The organism is Mycolicibacterium aichiense (assembly GCF_010726245.1).
Taxonomy (GTDB): Bacteria; Actinomycetota; Actinomycetes; order Mycobacteriales; family Mycobacteriaceae; genus Mycobacterium; species Mycobacterium aichiense.
Genome location: NZ_AP022561.1, coordinates 3,275,027 through 3,293,913, shown reverse-complemented (window position 1 = coordinate 3,293,913; position 18,887 = coordinate 3,275,027). Strand labels below are relative to the sequence as shown.

The window sequence follows — 18,887 nt, the reverse complement described above, 5'->3', positions numbered from 1 at the left end:
CGTATCGTCGATCACGTGACCGAGCCGCCGGTTCAGGTCGCGCAGCGTTTGCGCGCGAGGGAACGGGTTGTCGTGAATGTCGACACCCTGGCCGCGCGCTGGGTGGGCGCGTTGGCATTGCTGATCGCGAGCAGTTGGCTCACCGTCCTGATGGTCCGCGCGCACCGCGACCACACCGACTGGCACACCGACAGCCGGGTGGCGTGGTCGCTGACGATCCTGGCCGCCGTGGCCTTGATCGCGCGGGGCATCTTTCTCGGCCGGCCGGTGACCGCCGCGCACGCGATCGCCGCCGCGACGGCGGTGCTCGCCGGTTTCGCCGCCCACCTGCTGGCCTTCGACCTCACCGGCGACGTGTTGATCGCGTCCTCGGGGTTGCTGCTGATGTGGCCGACGACCGCGCGACCGGATCCGTCGCAGCTGGCCAGGGTGTGGGCCCTGGTCGATGCGACCAGTGGTGACCCGGTGGCACCGTTCGCGATGCAGAACCTCAAGAGTTACTTCTTCAGCGCCGATGGCACCGCCGCGGTCGCCTACCGCACCCGGCTGGGGTACGCCGTGGTCAGTGGTGACCCGATCGGTGACGAACGCCGTTACGAGGAACTCGTCGGCGACTTCACCGGCATGTGCCACACCCACGGCTGGCGGGTGGTCGTACTGGGCTGCAGCGAGCACAGGCTGGGGCTGTGGCGTGATCCCGCGGTGATCGGGCAGACCCTGCGACCGGTCCCGATCGGACGCGACGTGGTGATCGACGTGCCGTCCTTCGACTTGGTGGGCCGTAAGTTCCGCAACCTGCGTCAGGCGGTGCAGCGCACCCACAACTTCGGGATCAGCACCGAGATCGTCGCCGAATCCGAACTCGACGACCGCCGGCTGGCCGAACTCACCGACGTGCTGCTGTCGTCGGCCAAAGGGTCGCGCACCGAGCGTGGCTTCTCGATGATTCTCGATGCCACGCTCACCGGTCGCTATCCCGGCATCCTGCTGATCGTCGCGCGCGACCGGGCGGGCCGGGTGCAGGGATTTCATCGCTACGCGGTCGCCGGTGGCGGCACCGACATCACCCTCGACGTCCCGTGGCGGCGGCGCGGCGCCCCGAACGGCATCGACGAGCGGCTTTCCGTCGACATGGTCAACGCGATGAAAGCCCAAGGCGCGCAACGTCTTTCGCTGGCTTTCGCGGCGTTCCCGGAAATCTTCAATGAAAAGCAGCGGGGAGCGCTCAGCGCGTTCTTCTACACGGCGATCCATCTGGGCGACTCGCTGATCGCGTTGGAGTCGCTGTACCGCTACCTGCGCAAGTTCCACGCCCTCGGCGATCGCCGGTACGTGCTGCTGCCGCTGAGGCAGGTGCTGCCGCTTCTGGTGGTGTTGCTCTCGCTGGAGTTCTGCCCCCGGCGGCGGCAGCTGCCCACGGAGTCCGGGGAGGACGACCGATAGGTCCTACGGCGTCGGCGTCAAGGTGACGCTGAACTTGTTCTCCACTGACTGCTTGAACTCGTCGGCGCACTGCTGAACCTGCTGCTGGTCCTGGCCGGCCTTCTGCAGGCAGTCGATGTAGTCGGTGGCGCCGACCTCTTTGAACACCCCGACCCACACGGCGATGAATGCAAGGCCGACGATGATCGCCAGGAAACCGAGGATGACACCGGCGAGTGCGACGCCGCCGTTGTTGGCCTCTCCGCGCTTGACGCGGCTGCGACCGGCGAAGCCGATGATGACCGCCACGATGCCCAGGATGACGCCGCCGACCACGGAGAACGACGACAGCAGTGCGACGATCGCGATCACCAGGGCGGTGACGCCCAGGCCGTTGCGGGGGCCGGTGGGCGGTGGCGCGTAACCGGCATACGGCTGCGGCGGCGCGGGCGGGTAGCCGCCCGGATACTGACCGTATGAGGGAGCGGGATAGCCGGGGGGAGGAGGCGGCGGTGCCCCCTGCGGGGGCGGGGTGGGCTGCTGAGGTGCCTGCTCTGGGGGCTCAGTCATGGATTGCACGTTACCCGCCGTCGCCGATCGATAGTCGCGGACAGGTGATGTCGATACCAAGTTGATGACTGGCGACCACCACGGTGCGGTGCGCGCCGAGCAGGCTGCCGTCGAGCAAGGCGGTCAGGATGCGTTGACCGTCGGCGGCATCGAGGTGTTCGGTCGGTTCGTCGAGGAGCACGATCGGTGCCGGGCACAGCAATACCCGTGCCAGCAGCAGCCTGCGGCGTTGACCGGCCGACACCGCGGCCGCACCGCCGATCAGCACCGTGCCCAGCCCGTCGGGCAGTCCGGCCAGCCAATCGCCAAGGCCCACGGCGGTCAACGCGTCCGTGAGCTCGTCGTCGGTGCGGTCGCCCCGTGCCACCAACAGGTTGTCCCGGACAGTGGTGGTGAACAGGTGCGCGTCCTCGGCGAAATAGTTTATTGCGCTTCGTAATTGAGACTCGGTGAGCTCGGTCGCCGCGTTCCCGTCGATGGTCACCGCGCCGTCGACCGGTGGCAGCAGCCCGGCCAGCGTCATCAGCAGCGCGGTCTTACCTGCGCCGCTGCGCCCGGTGATCGCCAGCCGGGCACCGGGTTGCAGCCTCAGAGCGACATGTTCACCGACCGGGCCGCCGGGATAACCGGCACGCAGGTCAGCCGCCAGCGCCGGTGTCGCGGCGAGAGTGGTGACGACGACGTCAGATTCACTGGCTTCTACGGGCAGCAGTTCGCGCAGGCGCGCGCCGGCGATTCTGCCACGGGTCAGGGCGACTGCCGCGCCCGGCAGGGCGGCGGTGGCCTCGAATGCAGAGAGCGGCAACAACATCAGCACCGCCAGCGTGGTGGGGGCGGTGTGTGCGGCGATGCCGATTCCGGCGACGACGGCCCCGATCACGCTGGCTCCGATCGCCAGGGCCGGCACTGCGGTCGCCGCGGCGGCGGGTGCCGCCGCGCGGTCGATCGCCGAGCCCCAATCCCGCTGGCGCTGTTCGGCTTCGGCGATCAGTGTTGGTAGTCGGCCGGCGACCCGCAGCTCGGCGGCATGCTCGAGCGCGGTGACGGCGGCGATGTCGCGGTCCGATTGCTGCGTGCGGGCGACGACTTCCTGTGCCCGCGCGGCACGTGCCGCCAATACCGGTGCGAGCACACCCGCGACGAGCAGGCACACGGCGAGGACCGCGGCGGCGGCGGGGGAGATCATCGCGATGACCGCGGTGGCGGCGACGCCGAGGACCGCAGCGACACCGATCGGGACCGCCGCGCGAACGGCGACGTCGGCGAGCGTGTCGACGTCGGCGCCGACCCGGGTCAGCAGGTCACCGCTGTGCAGCCGTGCCGTGACGTCGGCCGGACCGTGGGCAAGGCGGCGGTAGATCTCGGCACGGGCACTGGCTGCCGCCCGCAGCGCGGTGTCGTGAGACGCCAACCGCTCGCAGTAACCGAACACCCCGCGTGAGATGCCCAGTGCGCGCACTGCCACCACGGCGATCGACAGGTCCAGCACCAGCGGCATCTGCCACGCGCGGGTGATCAGCCAGGCGGACACCCCGGCCAAGGCCAGGGCGCTGCCCAGCGCCAGCGCGCCGAGCGCGATGGCGAGCGCCAGCCGGAGCCGGTCAAACGTGGGCATGCTGCTCGGCTTCCACCGCGATGACGTGGTCGGCGATCTGGACCACACTGTCTCGATGCGCGACGACCACAACGGTGGATCCGGCGGCGGCCCGATCGCGGATCGCTTGCAGCACCGTTGCTTCGGTGGCCTCGTCCAGGTGCGAGGTCGGCTCGTCGAGCAGCAGCACGGGCGCGCGGGACCCGAGGACCCGGGCCAGGCCCAGCCGCTGTCGTTGGCCCAGGGACAATCCCACCCCGCCGCGGCCCAGCACGGTGTCCGCCCCTGCGGGCAGTCCGGTCAATACCTCAGTGAAACCGGCTGCGTCGCAGGCGGCTTGGGCATCGGTGAGGACACCGAACAACGCCAGGTTCTCTGCCACGGTTCCCGGAATGATCACCGGGCGTTGAGCCAGCCAGGCCAGCTGCCGCCACCAGGCCGGCCGATTCAGATCGTCGACGTCGACACCGTCGACGGTGATGCGGCCGTGGGTGGGGCTGACCAGTCCGGCTATCGAGAGCAGGGTGGTGGTCTTGCCTGCGCCGTTGGCACCGGTGAGCACGGTGACGCTACCGGGCAGGATGCGGCCGGACAGCCGGTGCGGGGACATCCCGTCGCGGCCTGCGATGCTCAGGGCGTCGAGGACGATCTCCGCGCCGGCCGCATCGACGGTGCCGATGCCGTCCAACGGCGCGGGATTCTGCTCGATTAAGGCGAAAGCTTTGTCCGACGCGGCCTTTCCGTTCTGTGCGGCATGAAATTCGACGCCGACTCGGCGCAGCGGCCAGAACACGTCGGGCGCCAGCAACAGCACGGTCAGCCCGGCGGCCAGGCTCATCTCGCCGTATACCAGTCGCAGACCGATGCTGACCGCGACCAGCGCGACACCCAGGGTGGCGATGAGTTCGAGCACCAGCGCCGACAGGAATGCGATGCGCAGGGTGGCCATGGCCGAACGACGATGGGCGGCACTGAGTGTGGCGATGCGCTGCGCCGGACCGTCAGCGCGGCCGAGAGCGCGCAGGGTGGGGATACCGGCGATGAGGTCCAGCAGTCGGCCCTGCAGTGTGGTCATCGCCGCCAGCGCCGCCGCTGATCGTTCGGCGGTGGCCAGCCCGATCAGCACCATGAAGACCGGGATCAGGGGCAGGGCGACGAGCACGATCAACGCGGACTGAAAGTCGTTGAACGCGATCACCACCACAGTGGCCGGAGTGAGGATCGCTGCCAAAAACAGCGCTGGCAGATATGCGGTGAAATAGGGTCGCAGACCGTCGAGTCCGCTGGTGATCACGGTCGCGGCGTCGTCGCGCTGGGCGTCGCGCACACCGGGGGGCAAGGCGGTCACGGTGCGCAGCACCTGGCCGCTGAGATCGGCGATCACGGCGCTGGCGCCCCGCTGGCCGAGCCGGCCCTGCAGGAAGAGGATCAGCGCCCGAAACAGCCAGAGCCCGGCCAGGATCGCCAGTTCGGCGCGCCAATGGTCGAGGCTGCGGGTGGCCGGGTCGGTGATGACACCGGCCACCAGACGGCCGAGGATCACCGCGCCGGCGATCGCGCAGCCCGCGATCAGCGTTCCGCAGCCGACGGTGGCGACCAGGTACCGGCGCACGGCCGAGGAGGCCCGCCACAGACGTGGGTCCAGCGGGCCCGACCGGCGCTGGGAGCTCAGGGCACGCGCCTCGGTGGCAGGCCGACAGACTTCGGAATCGACTCGGCGAAGACGCGTTTGCGGAACACCCAGTACGTCCAACCCTGGTAGATCAGCACGATCGGAGTGAATATCGCGGCCGCCCACGTCATCACCTTCAGGGTGTACGGACTGGACGAACCGTTGTAGATCGTCAGGTTGTAGGCCGGGTCGATGGTCGACGGCACCAGGTTGGGATACAGCGATCCGAACAGCAATGCCACCACCGCGGCGACGACGATCGTCGTCGCGAGGAACGCCCAGCCTTCCCGGGCACCCCACGCGGCCGCGACGGCGGCCAGCTGCGCGACCACCGCGATGGCCAACACCACCCACGTCCACGGCTTGCCGTGTGCCAGTTGCGTCCACAGGCCGAAGGCGGCGACCAACACGGTGGCGGGGAGAGCCAGTGTGCGGGCCACCCGGACGGCATCGCCACGCACGTCGCCGCCGGTCTTGAGCGCCAGGAACACCGCGCCGTGAAACAAGAACAGTGAGCAGGTGGCCAGCCCGCCGAGCAGGGTGTACGGGTTCAGTACGTCGGACACCGCGAGGTCGGCGACGTTCTTGTCGGGTCCCACCGGCAGTCCGTTGACCAGGATCGCGAACGCGACTCCCCACAGGATCGCCGGTAGCCAGGACCCGGTCGCAATGCCGATGTCGCACCAGCGGCGCCACTTCGGATCGTCGATCTTGCCGCGCCATTCGATGGCGACGATGCGCGCGATCATCGACAGCAGGATCACCAGCAGCGGCAGGTACAGCGTGGAGAACACGGTGGCATACCAGTGCGGGAAGGCCGCGAACATGGCTCCGCCGGCGGTGATCAACCACACCTCGTTGCCGTCCCAGACCGGGCCGATGGTGTTCAGTACGGCCCGGCGATGAGTCTCTGAATCTCCTTGGGCGGACCCCTTGCCCGGCCCCCCCAGCCACGCCATCACCATGCCGACGCCGAAGTCGAAGCCCTCCAGGACCAGGAAGCCCAGGAACAGCACGGCGACGATGACGAACCAAATCTGTTGCAGCCCCATGATTGTCTCCTCGGTAGGCGACGGACTAGTAGGCGAATGACAGGGGCGCGACTTCGTCGTCGCCGGGTGGGGTGGGTGGCGCCGGTTCGGCGTCATGCTCGAGCGGGCCTGCGGTGACATAGCGGCGGATCAGGTAGAACCACACCACGGCCAGCACCGCGTAGATCAACGTGAACGAGATCAGCGAGACCCACACCAAGCCCGGCCCGTGCAGGGACACGCCTTGGCGCACGGTCAGCCGAACCAGTTGGTCGCCGTCGGGGTTGGGTGCGACCACCCACGGCTGGCGGCCCATTTCGGTGAACACCCAGCCTGCGATCGATGCCAGGAACGGGGTCGGAAGAGTCCACACCGCGAAGCGCGAATACCACCTCGCGCCGGGCACCCGGCCGCGGCGGGTCAGCCACAGCGTGGTCAGCGCGAACAGCAGCGGCACCGCCATGAGGCCGATCATCGCGCGGAAGGCCCAGTAGGTGACGAACAGATTCGGCACATACCATCCGGGGCCGAACTTCTGTTCATATTGCTGCTGAAGGTCTTTGGTGCCCTGCAAGGTCACGCCGCTGAGCTTTCCCTCGGCCAGGAACGGCAGCGCGAACGGCACTTCGATGACGCGGGTGATGCTATCGCAGTTGTTATGCGTGCCGACGGTCAGAAGCGACAAGTCCGGATCGGTTTCGGTGTGACACAACGATTCCGCCGCTGCCATCTTCATCGGCTGCTGATGGAACATCAGCTTGCCTTGCACGTCGCCGGTGAAGAACAAGCCGACACAGGCGACCAGGGCCACCAGCGAACCGAGGATCGCCCCCGGTCGGTACAGGGCAGTGGCGTCGGGCGCTCCCTTGGCGCGCACCATCCACCACGCACACACTGTCGCCACGAACGTCGCCGCGGTGAGGAACGATGCCGCCACCGCATGCCAGAAGGCCGCGATTCCCGTGTTGTTGGTGAACAACTCGACGATGCTCTGCAGTTCGGCGCGACCCGTCGCCGGGTTGAACCTGGTGCCCACCGGGTGCTGCATCCACGAGTTCGCGGTGATGATGAAGAACGCCGACAGGTTGACCGCGATGGCCACCAGCCAGATCGACGTCAGGTGCAGCCAGCGGGGGAGTCGGGTCCAGCCGAATATCCACAGCCCGATGAAGGTGGACTCCAGGAAGAACGCGACCAGGCCCTCCAGCGCCAGCGGTGCGCCGAACACGTCGCCGACGAAGCGGGAGTATTCGCTCCAGTTCATCCCGAACTGGAACTCCTGAACGATGCCGGTCGCGACACCGATGGCGAAGTTGATCAGGAAGATCTTGCCGAAGAACTTGGTCAGCCGGTACCAGGCCGGGTTGTCGGTGAGCACCCAGATCGTCTGCATGACAGCAATCAGCGGGGCCAGCCCGATCGTCAGCGGTACGAAGATGAAGTGATAGACCGTCGTGATTCCGAATTGCCAACGGGACACGTCAAGAGCACTCATCGCGGAACTCTCCAACCAACGCGAAAGGCGCGGATCGCCTATCTACGACAGAGTGTAGTAGCGGTCCACGCCGTTCGCGCTAGAGCCTTTTGGCCTTTTGTGACGAGAATCCTAGGTCTGAGCGGCCGTGATCCGCGCTCCGATGTCTTTCGAGGCCTTACGGATTCCGAAGGAGGCCACGATCTCGAAAACGCCGATCACGACCAGCCAGATGCCCACGACGAGGGTCAGTGTGGCCAGCGACGGGAACGGGGACGCCAGCACGACGATGCCGGCGATGAGGCTGATCACGCCGACGAAGATCTCCCAGCCGCGGCCGGGCGTATCCGGATCGCTGATCGCGGACACGGCGGTGGCGACGCCGCGGAAGATGAATCCCACGCCGATCCAGATCGCCAGCAGCAGAATGGAGTTCTGGATGCTGCGGAAGCAGAGCACCGCCAGGATCAGGGCCGCGGCACCGCTGATGAACAGCATGACCCGGCCGCCGGCCGACACGTGCAGGGTGAAGGCGTGGAACACCTGCGAGATGCCCGTCACCAGAAGGTAGGCGCCGAAGAAGATCGCGGCCACGAGGATGGAGATTCCCGGCCAGACGAGTACCAGGATGCCAAGGACGAGCGATAAAACGCCCGACAGCAGGACCGACTTCCACAGATGCGGCAGAAGCGGCGGGGCAGAGGTGGTTGTCATGGCCGGAAGTGTTGCACAGCGGATTGACAATCGACGCCATTTAAGCACTTCAACGGGTGAATTGACGTCAAAGAGTGTCCTGGTCGTCATCGCGTTCGCGCAGCGACAGCCAGTACAGCATGGTGATCAACCCGAAAATCAGGAGCGCGGCGATCAGATCGGACCACTGGAACGGGTAGACGGTCCCGTCGATGGACAGCACCATCACGGTCTCGGCGACGGCGAAGAACAAAAAGAAGACGCCCAGGAACCGTCGGGCCGCCGAACGATGCAACCGGGTCCGGCGGACCTCCACCATCAGGCTCAGCAGCAGCACCGGCAGGACTTGCGCGAGGGTGGCGGCCGTGGCGCCGTCCATGATGGCGAAGTGGAGTCGATTCAGGTCAGGCACGCTGGGCCACGCTAGCTGCGCGTACCTGTGGATCCGCTGCCAGATGGTTACGGTGCTACTACTGTTCCGTTACCGGGAGTACAAAACCCGGATCAGGCCATTACTTTCGGGCAGGACAGCCCGGATGCAGTCGAGAGAAAGAGGCAACCGTGCAGAAATGGTGTCGCATTGCCGGAGTGGTGGCCGTAGCGGGTGCCATGGCCCTGTCGGGCTGCAGTAGCAAGAGTGACTCTGGCGCAGGCCCGTCGACCGCAACCACGGCGGCCAAGGCGCAGAAAGTCGACGAGATCGCCGCGACCGTCCCAGAAGACATCAAGAAGTCGGGCAAGCTGGTCGTCGGGGTCAACATCCCCTACGCGCCCAACGAATTCAAGGATTCCAGCGGCAAGATCGTCGGCTTCGATGTCGACCTGATGAACGCCATCGCCTCCACGATGGGCTTGACCGCCGACTTCCGCGAAGCGGACTTCGCCAAGATCATCCCCTCGATCCAGCAGGGCACCTTCAACGTCGGTATGTCGTCGTTCACCGACACCAAGGATCGCCAGCAGTCGGTGGACTTCGTCGATTACTTCAACGCGGGCATCATGTGGGCGCAGCGGCCCGGCTCGCCGATTGACCCGAACAACGCGTGCGGCAAGAAGGTCGCCGTGCAGGCGACCACCACCGAGGAAACCGACGAGCTCCCCAAGAAGAGCAAGGCGTGCACCGACGCCGGCAAGCCGGCCATCGACATCCTGAAGTTCGACGGGCAGGACGCCGCCACCAACGCGGTGGTTCTCGGCCAGGCCGACGCGATGTCGGCGGACTCCCCGGTGACCGCGTATGCCATCAAGCAGAGCAACGGCAAGCTCGAGGCGGCAGGCGAGATCTTCGACTCGGCGCCGTACGGCTGGCCGGTCGCCAAGGGTTCGCCGCTGGCTGCTTCTCTGCAGAAGGCCCTCGAACACCTCATCGAGACCGGTGATTACAAGACGATCGCCAGCAACTGGGGTGTCGAAGCCGGGATGATCACCAAGCCGGTCATCAACGGGGGGACCAGCTAACCGATATGGCTGTCGACGAGTCGGCTCCACCTGCCATCAACGCGGTACCGCTTCGTCATCCCTGGCGGTGGGTGGGGGCGGCCGTCATCATCGTCCTGGTTGCCCTGTTCATCTATGGCGCGGCCACCAACCCGGCCTACGGCTGGTCGACGTACGGCGAGTATCTGTTCAACGACCGGATCATGCTCGGTGTCTTCAACACACTGCAGCTGACCGTGTACGCGATGGTGCTCGGCATCGTGCTCGGTGTGATCCTGTCGGTCATGCGACTGTCGCCGAACCCCGTATTCGGTTCGGTGGCATGGGTTTTCCTGTGGATCTTCCGCGGCACACCGGTGTACGTGCAGCTGGTGTTCTGGGGTCTGATCCCGACGATCTATCAGCACATCCAATTAGGGGTGCCGTTCGGGCCGTCGTTCTTCCATCTCGACCTGCAGAACCTGTCGATCCCGTTCTTACTCGCGGTCGTCGGTCTCGGACTCAACGAGGCCGCCTACATGGCCGAGATCATCCGAGCCGGCATCACGTCGGTGCCCGAAGGGCAGTCGGAGGCATCGACCGCCCTGGGCATGTCGTGGGGAATGACGATGCGCCGCACCGTGCTTCCGCAGGCGATGCGGGTGATCATCCCGCCGACCGGCAACGAGGTCATCAGCATGCTGAAGACCACATCGCTGGTGACGGCTGTGCCGTACTCCTATGACCTGTACAGCATTGCCTCCCGGGAGATCGCGGCTCGAACATTCGAGCCGGTGCCGATGCTCCTGGTGGCCGCGACGTGGTACCTGGTGATCACCAGCGTGCTGATGGTGGGGCAGTACTACCTCGAGAAGTACTTCTCCCGCGGCATCTCCCGGCAGTTGACCACCAAGCAACTCGAGGCTTTGGCCAAGGCGCAGACCGGTACGGAGGCGGGACACGTATGACCGGCGAACCCATGGTGCGCGCCGAGCGGGTGTGCAAGGACTTCGGGGCACTGTCGGTGCTCAAAGGTGTGACGCTGTCGGTGGACCCCGGCAAGGTGCTCGTGCTTGTCGGGCCGTCGGGCTCCGGCAAGTCCACCTTCCTGCGCTGCATCAATCACCTTGAAAACGTCAGTGCCGGAAGGCTTTACGTCGACGGTGAATTGATCGGCTATCGCGAGCGTGGCGACAAGCTCTATGAGATGCCCCCGCGCGAGGCCGCCAAACAACGTCGCGACATCGGTATGGTGTTCCAGCACTTCAATCTTTTCCCGCACCGCACGGCGCTGGCCAACATCATCGAATCGCCGGTGCACGTCAAGCGGATCAAGAAGGCGGCCGCCCTCGATCGGGCACGGGATCTGCTCAATCAGGTGGGCCTGTCGGACAAGGCCGACGCCTACCCGGCGCAGCTCTCCGGCGGACAGCAACAGCGAGTGGCGATCGCCCGCGCATTGGCGATGGACCCCAAGCTGATGCTGTTCGACGAGCCCACCTCGGCGTTGGACCCCGAACTCGTCGGCGAAGTGCTGGGCGTGATGAAAAAGCTTGCCAGCGAGGGCATGACGATGATCGTGGTGACCCACGAGATGGGCTTCGCCCGTGAGGTCGCCGACGAACTGGTGTTCATGGACGGTGGGGTGATCGTCGAAAGCGGGCCGCCGCGGGACGTTCTGAGCAATCCGCAGCACGACCGGACGAAGGCCTTCCTGTCCAAAGTCATGTAGTCCGTGGCTCAGGTCGCAGACCGCACGGTCTAACCGGCTGGGCTTTCGACCCGTCCAGTCTCTTCCCGGGCGGGTCGATCGCTGTCCGGACCCGCCGTGACGCGCCGTTCGACCAGATACCAGGTGTGCATCAGGCCCTTGCCCTTCACGTCGACGTCGCCGCGCTCCTCGAGGACGAACCGGTCCCGCAGCCGGTCGTAGACATCCTGGGGGACCTGGATGCGGCCCTCGGGGTCGGTGGTCTCCATGCGGGAGGCGACGTTGACCGCGTCGCCCCACACGTCGTAGAAGAACCGGCGGGCGCCGACCACGCCGGCGACCACCGGGCCGGCGGCCATCCCCATCCGCAGTGGCACGTGCTGACCGTTCGGGTCGCGCAGATCGCGGACCGCCTTGGCCATGTCGAGTGCGAGGTTCGCCAGGGCCTCGACGTGATCGTCGCGGGGCTCGGGCACGCCGCTGACGACCATGTAGGAGTCGCCGGTGGTCTTGATCTTCTCCAGGCCGTGCTTGTCGACCAGGCGATCGAACGTGGTGTACAGCCGGTCGAGGAAGCGCACCAGCTCGGCGGGTGCGATCTGGCTGGCTCGCTCGGTGAAGCCGGCGATGTCGGCGAACAGGATCGAGGCGTCGTCGTACCGATCGGCGATCGTGCCGCGGGCCGGGTCTTTGAGCCGCGCCGCGATGGTGGCCGGGAGGATGTTGGCCAACAGCGCCTCGGAGCGCAGGTACTCGAATTCCATTGCGGCTTCGGCGCGCGAGACTTCCCGCATCGCGTACCAGACCGTCGCGAAGATCATCACGCAGGCGGACACCGTGGTGATCACGAAGCCGGCGTTGACCAGCCACCGCGGCTGGATTCCGGTGTCGCCGGGAACCAGGAATTGCGATGCGATGGTCAGCCCGGCGCCGATCGCCACCACCGTCGAAGCCAGCACGACGTGCTCGACGCCGAGCACGAGGACGGCCAAGGACGCCGAGACCAGGTAATAGAACTGGATGCCGGAGTCGGTCCCAACCTGCCAGCCGACGATCGTCAGGGACAAGAAGGCGAAGAAGATGAAGGCCAGCGCGGCGATGCTCTCGCCAAAGCGGTGCAGCAGCGGGATGACCCCGAAGATGGCCGCGGTGCCGAGATTGACCAGCCCGATGGCCACCAAGTGATCGGCGGTGATGAATTGCAGGATCCCGATGACGGCGGTGACGACGGCGGCCATCGTCGCCGCGATGTTGAGCACACGCTGACGGCGCGTGATCGACTCAGCCCAATGCAGGTTGCGAGCCGGCGCGCGGCGCTGCATCTTCTCGCAGTCCGCGCGCTGAGCCGGCCCGTCCGACGGCACCGAACCAGCGCATTTCCGCAGGGTGCCCACCAACGCAGCCTATCGGTTGGCGGCAAGCACCGAGAGGAGTTCGTAGCTGACGTGGGCGGCGGCGATCCCGGTCATCTCGGCGTGGTCGTAGGCCGGGGCTACTTCGACGATGTCGGCGCCGACCACATCGAGGCCCACCAGCCCGCGCAACGTGTTGAGCAGTTCGCGCGACGTCAACCCGCCGGCTTCCGGAGTTCCGGTGCCCGGCGCGTGTGCGGGATCGAGCACGTCGATGTCGACCGAGACGTACACCGGCCCGCCCTCGAGACGCTTGCGCATACGTTCGACAATGCTTGTCACACCGTCGAATTCGTAGTCATCGGAGCGGATGACCTGGAAGCCCAGAACAGCGTCGTCCTCCAGGTCGGTCTTGCTGTACAGCGGGCCGCGGATGCCCATGTGCAGCGACCTCTCCATGTCGATCAGCCCTTCCTCGCTGGCCCGCCGGAACGGTGTGCCATGGGTGTAGGGCGCGCCGAAATAGGTGTCCCAGGTGTCGAGGTGGGCGTCGAAATGCAGCACCGCCACCGGTCCGTGGTCGCGGGCCAGTGAGCGCAGGATCGGCAGGGCGATGGTGTGGTCGCCGCCGATGGTCAGAACGGTCGACCCGTCTTTGCGCAGGTCGGTCATCGCGGTGTCGATCGTGGTGATCGCCTCGTCGATGTCGAACGGGTTGACCGCGATATCGCCGCAGTCGGCCACCTGCTGGGCGTTGAACGGACTGACCCCCAACGCCGGGTTGAACGGCCGCAGCAGCTTGGAGGCCGCCCGGACATGCGAGGGCCCGAATCGCGCTCCGGGCCGATACGACACCCCGCTGTCGAAGGGCACCCCGACGATGCGCACGTCGGCACCGGGCACCTCGGAGATCCGCGGCAACCGTGCGAACGTCGACGGCTCGGTGTAGCGCGGGTACTTCGTGGCGTCGACCTGACCGACAACGCCGGGGCCCGGCACATCGTTGTCGTCGGTTGCCATGTTTCCTCCTCTGCCGGTTCCTTGCGGCGAGGTTAGCCTGCAAGGATGACCCGGATCGCGTGCGCTCAGATCGACCCCACCATCGGCGCGCTGGCCGACAACGTCGAATTGTCGACGGGTGCGGTTGCCGACGCCGTCGCGCAGGGCGCCGACGTCGTGGTGCTGCCGGAGCTGGCCACCTCCGGCTATATGTTCGCTGATGCCGACGAAGCCCGCTCGGTGGCGTTGCGCCCGACCGATCCGGCGTTCGACGCATGGCGCTCCGCCGCCGGGGATGCGGTCGTGATCGGCGGGTTCTGCGAGCTCGGTGACGACGGGTTGCTGTACAACAGCGCGGTCGCGCTGGACCGCGACGGCGTGATCGCCACCTACCGCAAGACACATCTGTGGGACCGGGAGAAGCTGATCTTCAGCCGTGGCGCCGAGCTGCCCGCGGTGTTGAAGACGCGGCACGGGGCGATCGCGGTGATGGTGTGCTACGACCTGGAGTTCGGCGAGGTGACCCGTCAGGTGGCCGTCGATGGCGCGGAATTGATTGCGGCGCCGGTGAATTGGCCGCTGTTCCCGCGTCCCGAGGGGGAGCGGCCCGGTGAGGTCATCACGGCGATGTCCACGGCTCGGCTCAATCGGGTGGTGGTCGCGGTGTGCGATCGCGCCGGAGTCGAACGTGGCCAGCCGTGGACACAGGGCAGCGTGATCGTCGACCCCGACGGCTGGGTGGTCGCCGAGGCGGGACCGGGACCGGGCCTGGCCATCGCTGACGTCGACCTGTCCGCCACGCACGACAAGACACTCACCGAGTACGTCGACCTGCTCTCCGATCGACGCCTGGACCTCTATTGAAAAGCCGCCCAAAAGTTTGCTTGAGGGGTATGCTCTCCCCATTGGACGCACAGCGCTTTTCCAGTAAAGTGGCCTTTCGCCACTTCGGCGTACACAGATAGGAAACATTATGAGCTCTGGTCGCCTGACTCGTCAGATTGCACTCTTTGCTGGCGGGGCCGCGATCGTCGGGATGGGTGCGCTGACCGCGTGCAGCTCGAACGCGAAGGACGCCCCCTCCTCGACGACAACCACTCCGTCGTCCACCGTGGCGCCCTCGCCGACCGAGAAGGCTGTGTCGCCCGGTGGCGGTAACTCGTTCTCTCCGACGATCAACCCGGCCCCCCCGGGCGCGGTCTGCAAGGAGATCGTCGGTAACAACTGCATTCGGTGATGGTGGACCGCCGTTGAGCGGCGGCCGGCTTTTCAGGCGGTACGGCTACGACTTCGCCGCATCTGGCGGTCGTAGGCCGTGCCGTCTGGCCTTCGGGTCGACGACACGATGGCGGCCGCACTGCACGCGACGAGCGCCCCGCCCAACACCATGCCGCCGATCACATCGGTGAAAATGTGAGCGCGCACGTAGAGTGCCAGCCACGCGACGACAATGACCCCGATCGCAGCAACGCTTGAAATCGCGGCCTTTGCAGGGCGATTGCGCCCGACGCCGAGGCACACCGCAATCGTTCCGAACAGCGTGGCGGCTCCGGTGACGTGACCGGAGGGAAACGAATGCATGTAGGAGTCGAGGATCGACCAGTCGGGCACTGACTCGTTGCGCAACTGGGCGAGGTTCCCGGGCGTCCGTCCAATGGTGTGCTTGAGCGTTTGTTCAATCACCGCACCCGCGCCGACCGCCCCGGTCACCACAACAAGAGGCATGATCGATCGCGCCTTCACCGCCAGTAGCGTTCCGCTGACCAGACCGGCGATCGCGACGTGGACTGGCTTTCCGATGTAGTCGAAGATGCCGTTCGAATCGCCCTGCCACTTGTGTGAGCGGTGCGCGTCGAACCAGTTCCAGACAGACGTGTCTGCTGCGGTCATCCACCAGGAGTTGATCTCGGCGGCCAGGAACGCCAGGACGCTGAACAGCGCCGCGGCGAGAAAGACCAGCGCCAGACGCTGTCGTGTCGGTGTGATGTCAATGCCGCTCATTGTGCCCCGCCTGCAGTCTCCAGCTACCAGAGTTGTCGCATAGTTACGGGCACGGTTGCACTGATCGAGCCAATGCGATGTCCGCGCTGGAATTCAGTCGGAAAAGCGATGTGCGGATTGTGCCTGATCGAATTCGACCCGACAAGCGTAGTCGACTACCCGAAATTTCCGAATCTCGTCGCGCGTTATCTCGCGTGGTGCAGACCACTCACCTGCCCGGTTTAAAGCCGCCAGCGAACAGGAAATGAGTATGGTTGAGGCCCGTCACGGCGATGGGGGATCAAAGGGGGTCGTGGCGGGCCTCCCTGAGTCAAAGTCGTTCCGCTAGACGCACTTCCGTATGTCATGGCTGGGAACATCGTGCCGAAGCAGTCACATCGGAGAATGCGCATCGCGCCACAAGCCGGAGCCGATAACACCGAGATCGCGTTGATGCACCAGCTCATTGAAATGGTCAGCCGTTTCGATAGCCCGGGGTCAAATGGTTGAGCCACGTAAGCCGAATGCGTGCGGCATGGTCGGGATCCCCGCGCGCCAATCGAATGTGCATGATCTTGACGCCGTCGAAGGGAACCCGCCACGGCCGGGGGGGATAGGGGGCCGTGGCGGGTTCGCTTCGTCAACGGTCGGGGCGCCGCGGCAGTTCCTGACCGCGAGACTGATGCTCGAAGTCGGTTTGTGGTGCCCTCGGTGAGATTCGAACTCACACTGCACGGGTTTTGAATCCGTTTCCTCTGCCAGTTGGGATACGAGGGCAGGCCGTCTTCACGGCGGTGTCTCACCATAGTGGATGACCGTGCCGGCGCCGCCAACCGGTCGGCCGGAGGGCGCCGAGGTGGCTGATTGCCGCTGACCACGCAACAATGGCCGCATGACGGACGCCGAAGACCGCACATCCCGCCGGGTGCTGATCGCCGAGGATGAAGCGTTGATCCGGATGGATCTGGCCGAGATGCTTCGGGATGAGGGCTATGAGGTGGTCGGGGAGGCCGGCGACGGCCAGGAGGCCGTCGAGCTGGCCGAACAGCTGCGCCCTGACCTGGTGATCATGGACGTCAAGATGCCGCGTCGCGACGGGATCGACGCGGCCGCCGAGATCGCCAGCAAGCGCATCGCGCCGATCGTCGTGCTGACCGCCTTCAGTCAGCGCGATCTGGTGGAAAAAGCGCGCGACGCCGGCGCCATGGCGTACTTGGTCAAGCCGTTCTCGATCAGCGATCTGATCCCGGCGATCGAGGTGGCGGTCAGTCGGTTCGGTGAGATCGCCGAACTGGAGCGTGAGGTCGCCAACCTGTCGGACCGGCTCGAGACCCGCAAGCTGGTGGAGCGGGCCAAGGGGCTGCTGCAGGCGAACCAGGGCATGACCGAACCCGAAGCGTTCAAGTGGATTCAGCGTGCGGCCATGGACCGGCGCACCACCATGAAGCGGGTCGCCGAGGTGGTGCTGGAGACGCTCGACACGCCCGGTTCGGATCCGGCGTCGAATTGACGCGTTAACTTTGCATTTCCTCTGACCGCGCCGTTTGCCGCGATCCGGAATATGCTCACGGCCAGGCGTTGGCCAACATGACGCGCTGCGGCCACCGGTTGGTTATGTTCTACCGCAGTGTCGAGAGTGGGCCGGTAAGCGGTCTGCGATGTCGGCGCCGTGAAACTACTGACCCGGAGGTGAAACGTGCGCGGACGCGCGACACGCAGTGCAATCGCCGCTAGTTCGGCGCTGCTGGCGGTCATCGGCATCGCCGGCTGCAACCAGCAGTCCCCGTCGAACGGTGGCGGGAACTCCGCGCAGGGCGACCTGAAGATTGTCGAGCAGGTCCAGATCGACCAGAACGGCGCGGAAGTCAAACCCGACGCCGGCGCCACCCCTGCCGATCCGGCCGGGGACGGAAAGGCCACCTGCCCGCCGGTGTCCATCGCGATGGCCGGTGCACTCAACGGGCCCGATGCCGCGCTGGGCATCAACATCAAGGACGGCGTGCAGCTCGCCATCGACAAGCACAACGCCGCCAACCCCGGCTGCCAGGTGCAGCTGAAGCCGTTCGACACCGAAGGTGACCCGCAGAAGGCCACCGCTATCGCGCCGCAGATCGTCGACGACGCGTTCACGATCGGGCTTGTCGGACCGGCGTTCTCGGGCGAGACCAAGGCCACCGGCGGGGTGTTCGACCAGGCCGGCCTGGTCGCCGCCACCGCGTCGGCCACCAACGTCACGCTGTCCGAGCAGGGCTGGAAGACATTCTTCCGCGGCCTGGCCAACGACGGTGTGCAAGGTCCGTCGGTCGCCAACTATCTGAAGAACACGCTGCAGCAGAAGAAGGTCTGCGTCGTCGACGACAGCACCGACTACGGCACCGGCCTCGCGGCGGCAGTCCGCGAGACCCTCGGCCCGGTGGCTCTCGACGCCTGCAAGATCTCGGTCAAGAAGGGCGACAAGGACTTCTCGGCCGCAGTCACCCAGGTCAAGGGACAGTCGCCGGATTCGGTGTTCTACAGCGGCTACTACGCCGAAGCTGCTCCGTTCGTCCAGCAGCTGCGTGACGGCGGATACACCGGCAAGTTCGTCAGCGCCGACGGCACCAAGGATCCGGAGTTCGTCAAGGCGGCCGGCCAGGCCTCCAAGGACGCCATCCTGTCCTGCCCCTGCGGCCCGGCCACCGGCAGCTTTGCCGACGAATACACCAAGAAGTTCGGTCAGGCTCCCGGCACGTACAGCACCGAGGGCTACGACCTCGGGACCGTTCTGCTCAAGGGCATCGACGCGGGCAAGATCACTCGTCCGGACCTGCTCGACTGGGTCAAGAACTACAACGGACAAGGCGTTGCCCGTAAATACCAGTGGACCGATAAGGGTGAGCTCACCACCACCCTGATCTGGATCTACAAGGTTCAGTAGCCGATTCGCGAGACGCGTCCGGGACCACTTGGCTCGGACGCGTTCTCGTTCCAGAC

General features: G+C 66.2%; 18 protein-coding genes and 1 tRNA gene. 7 read left to right on the top strand and 12 right to left on the bottom strand.

Annotated features, from left to right (window positions below):
* Nucleotides 1-15 precede the first annotated feature (15 nt).
* Nucleotides 16-1,443 carry an MprF family protein gene (locus tag G6N32_RS16010; RefSeq protein ID WP_115320429.1) on the top strand — a complete coding sequence of 476 codons (1,428 nt, stop codon included), beginning with the start codon at nt 16-18 and terminating at the stop codon, nt 1,441-1,443.
* A 3-nt stretch (nt 1,444-1,446) separates the two neighbouring features.
* On the opposite strand, the gene G6N32_RS16005 is transcribed toward G6N32_RS16010, so the two are convergent.
* The 7 genes from G6N32_RS16005 to G6N32_RS15975 form a co-directional block, all read right to left on the bottom strand.
* A complete protein-coding gene (locus G6N32_RS16005) occupies nt 1,447-1,992 on the bottom strand; it encodes a DUF4190 domain-containing protein (protein WP_115321273.1) in 546 nt (181 codons plus the stop codon).
* A 10-nt stretch (nt 1,993-2,002) separates the two neighbouring features.
* Nucleotides 2,003-3,607 carry a thiol reductant ABC exporter subunit CydC gene (gene cydC, locus G6N32_RS16000; RefSeq protein ID WP_115320428.1) on the bottom strand — a complete coding sequence of 535 codons (1,605 nt, stop codon included), beginning with the start codon at nt 3,605-3,607 and terminating at the stop codon, nt 2,003-2,005.
* Nucleotides 3,594-5,198 (bottom strand): thiol reductant ABC exporter subunit CydD, encoded by a 1,605-nt coding sequence (gene cydD / locus G6N32_RS15995; RefSeq protein ID WP_115320427.1) that lies wholly within the window; start codon nt 5,196-5,198, stop codon nt 3,594-3,596. Before cydD ends, cydC begins: the two co-directional genes overlap by 14 nt.
* A gap of 56 nt (nt 5,199-5,254) precedes the next feature.
* Entirely contained in the window at nt 5,255-6,310 is a 1,056-nt protein-coding gene (cydB, locus tag G6N32_RS15990) for a cytochrome d ubiquinol oxidase subunit II (protein WP_115320426.1), read from the bottom strand.
* A 25-nt stretch (nt 6,311-6,335) separates the two neighbouring features.
* On the bottom strand, nt 6,336-7,784 hold the full coding sequence (locus tag G6N32_RS15985; protein WP_115320425.1) for a cytochrome ubiquinol oxidase subunit I: 1,449 nt from the start codon (nt 7,782-7,784) through the stop codon (nt 6,336-6,338).
* A gap of 111 nt (nt 7,785-7,895) precedes the next feature.
* Nucleotides 7,896-8,477, bottom strand: coding sequence for an HdeD family acid-resistance protein (locus tag G6N32_RS15980; RefSeq protein ID WP_115320424.1), 582 nt, complete (start codon nt 8,475-8,477; stop codon nt 7,896-7,898).
* 67 nt (nt 8,478-8,544) lie between these two features.
* Entirely contained in the window at nt 8,545-8,868 is a 324-nt protein-coding gene (locus G6N32_RS15975) for a hypothetical protein (RefSeq protein WP_232077132.1), read from the bottom strand.
* Between the two features lie 197 nt (nt 8,869-9,065).
* Here G6N32_RS15975 and G6N32_RS15970 point away from each other — a divergent pair, with 197 nt between their 5' ends.
* From G6N32_RS15970 to G6N32_RS15960, 3 genes are read left to right on the top strand one after another with little or no spacing between them, the layout of a single operon-like run.
* Complete coding sequence (locus tag G6N32_RS15970; protein WP_232077784.1) at nt 9,066-9,914, top strand: ABC transporter substrate-binding protein; 849 nt, start codon at nt 9,066-9,068, stop codon at nt 9,912-9,914.
* Nucleotides 9,915-9,919: 5 nt separating this feature from the next.
* Nucleotides 9,920-10,840, top strand: coding sequence for an amino acid ABC transporter permease (locus tag G6N32_RS15965; RefSeq protein ID WP_115320421.1), 921 nt, complete (start codon nt 9,920-9,922; stop codon nt 10,838-10,840).
* Nucleotides 10,841-10,851: 11 nt separating this feature from the next.
* On the top strand, nt 10,852-11,604 hold the full coding sequence (locus G6N32_RS15960; protein WP_172507319.1) for an amino acid ABC transporter ATP-binding protein: 753 nt from the start codon (nt 10,852-10,854) through the stop codon (nt 11,602-11,604).
* Between the two features lie 29 nt (nt 11,605-11,633).
* On the opposite strand, the gene G6N32_RS15955 is transcribed toward G6N32_RS15960, so the two are convergent.
* Together G6N32_RS15955 and speB are read right to left on the bottom strand one after the other, a co-directional pair.
* On the bottom strand, nt 11,634-12,905 hold the full coding sequence (locus G6N32_RS15955; RefSeq protein WP_170310631.1) for an adenylate/guanylate cyclase domain-containing protein: 1,272 nt from the start codon (nt 12,903-12,905) through the stop codon (nt 11,634-11,636).
* Between the two features lie 81 nt (nt 12,906-12,986).
* Complete coding sequence (gene speB, locus G6N32_RS15950) at nt 12,987-13,955, bottom strand: agmatinase (RefSeq protein ID WP_115320418.1); 969 nt, start codon at nt 13,953-13,955, stop codon at nt 12,987-12,989.
* Between the two features lie 45 nt (nt 13,956-14,000).
* Between speB and G6N32_RS15945 the strand changes: the two genes are divergently transcribed.
* Nucleotides 14,001-14,798, top strand: coding sequence for a nitrilase-related carbon-nitrogen hydrolase (locus G6N32_RS15945; protein ID WP_115320417.1), 798 nt, complete (start codon nt 14,001-14,003; stop codon nt 14,796-14,798).
* 132 nt (nt 14,799-14,930) lie between these two features.
* Here G6N32_RS15945 and G6N32_RS29255 read toward each other — a convergent pair whose 3' ends face one another.
* The 3 genes from G6N32_RS29255 to G6N32_RS15930 all read right to left on the bottom strand — a co-directional run bounded on the left by G6N32_RS29255 (nt 14,931) and on the right by G6N32_RS15930 (nt 16,691).
* Nucleotides 14,931-15,164 carry a hypothetical protein gene (locus tag G6N32_RS29255; protein ID WP_163789295.1) on the bottom strand — a complete coding sequence of 78 codons (234 nt, stop codon included), beginning with the start codon at nt 15,162-15,164 and terminating at the stop codon, nt 14,931-14,933.
* Between the two features lie 39 nt (nt 15,165-15,203).
* Complete coding sequence (locus G6N32_RS15935) at nt 15,204-15,824, bottom strand: phosphatase PAP2 family protein (RefSeq protein WP_163789293.1); 621 nt, start codon at nt 15,822-15,824, stop codon at nt 15,204-15,206.
* Between the two features lie 790 nt (nt 15,825-16,614).
* Nucleotides 16,615-16,691 (bottom strand) — tRNA-Leu (locus G6N32_RS15930).
* Between the two features lie 115 nt (nt 16,692-16,806).
* Between G6N32_RS15930 and G6N32_RS15925 the strand changes: the two genes are divergently transcribed.
* Nucleotides 16,807-17,424: a two-component system response regulator PdtaR gene (locus tag G6N32_RS15925; protein WP_036344739.1), complete on the top strand. Its 618-nt coding sequence runs from the start codon at nt 16,807-16,809 to the stop codon at nt 17,422-17,424.
* A gap of 186 nt (nt 17,425-17,610) precedes the next feature.
* Nucleotides 17,611-18,831: a branched-chain amino acid ABC transporter substrate-binding protein gene (locus G6N32_RS15920; protein WP_115320414.1), complete on the top strand. Its 1,221-nt coding sequence runs from the start codon at nt 17,611-17,613 to the stop codon at nt 18,829-18,831.
* Nucleotides 18,832-18,887 lie beyond the last annotated feature (56 nt).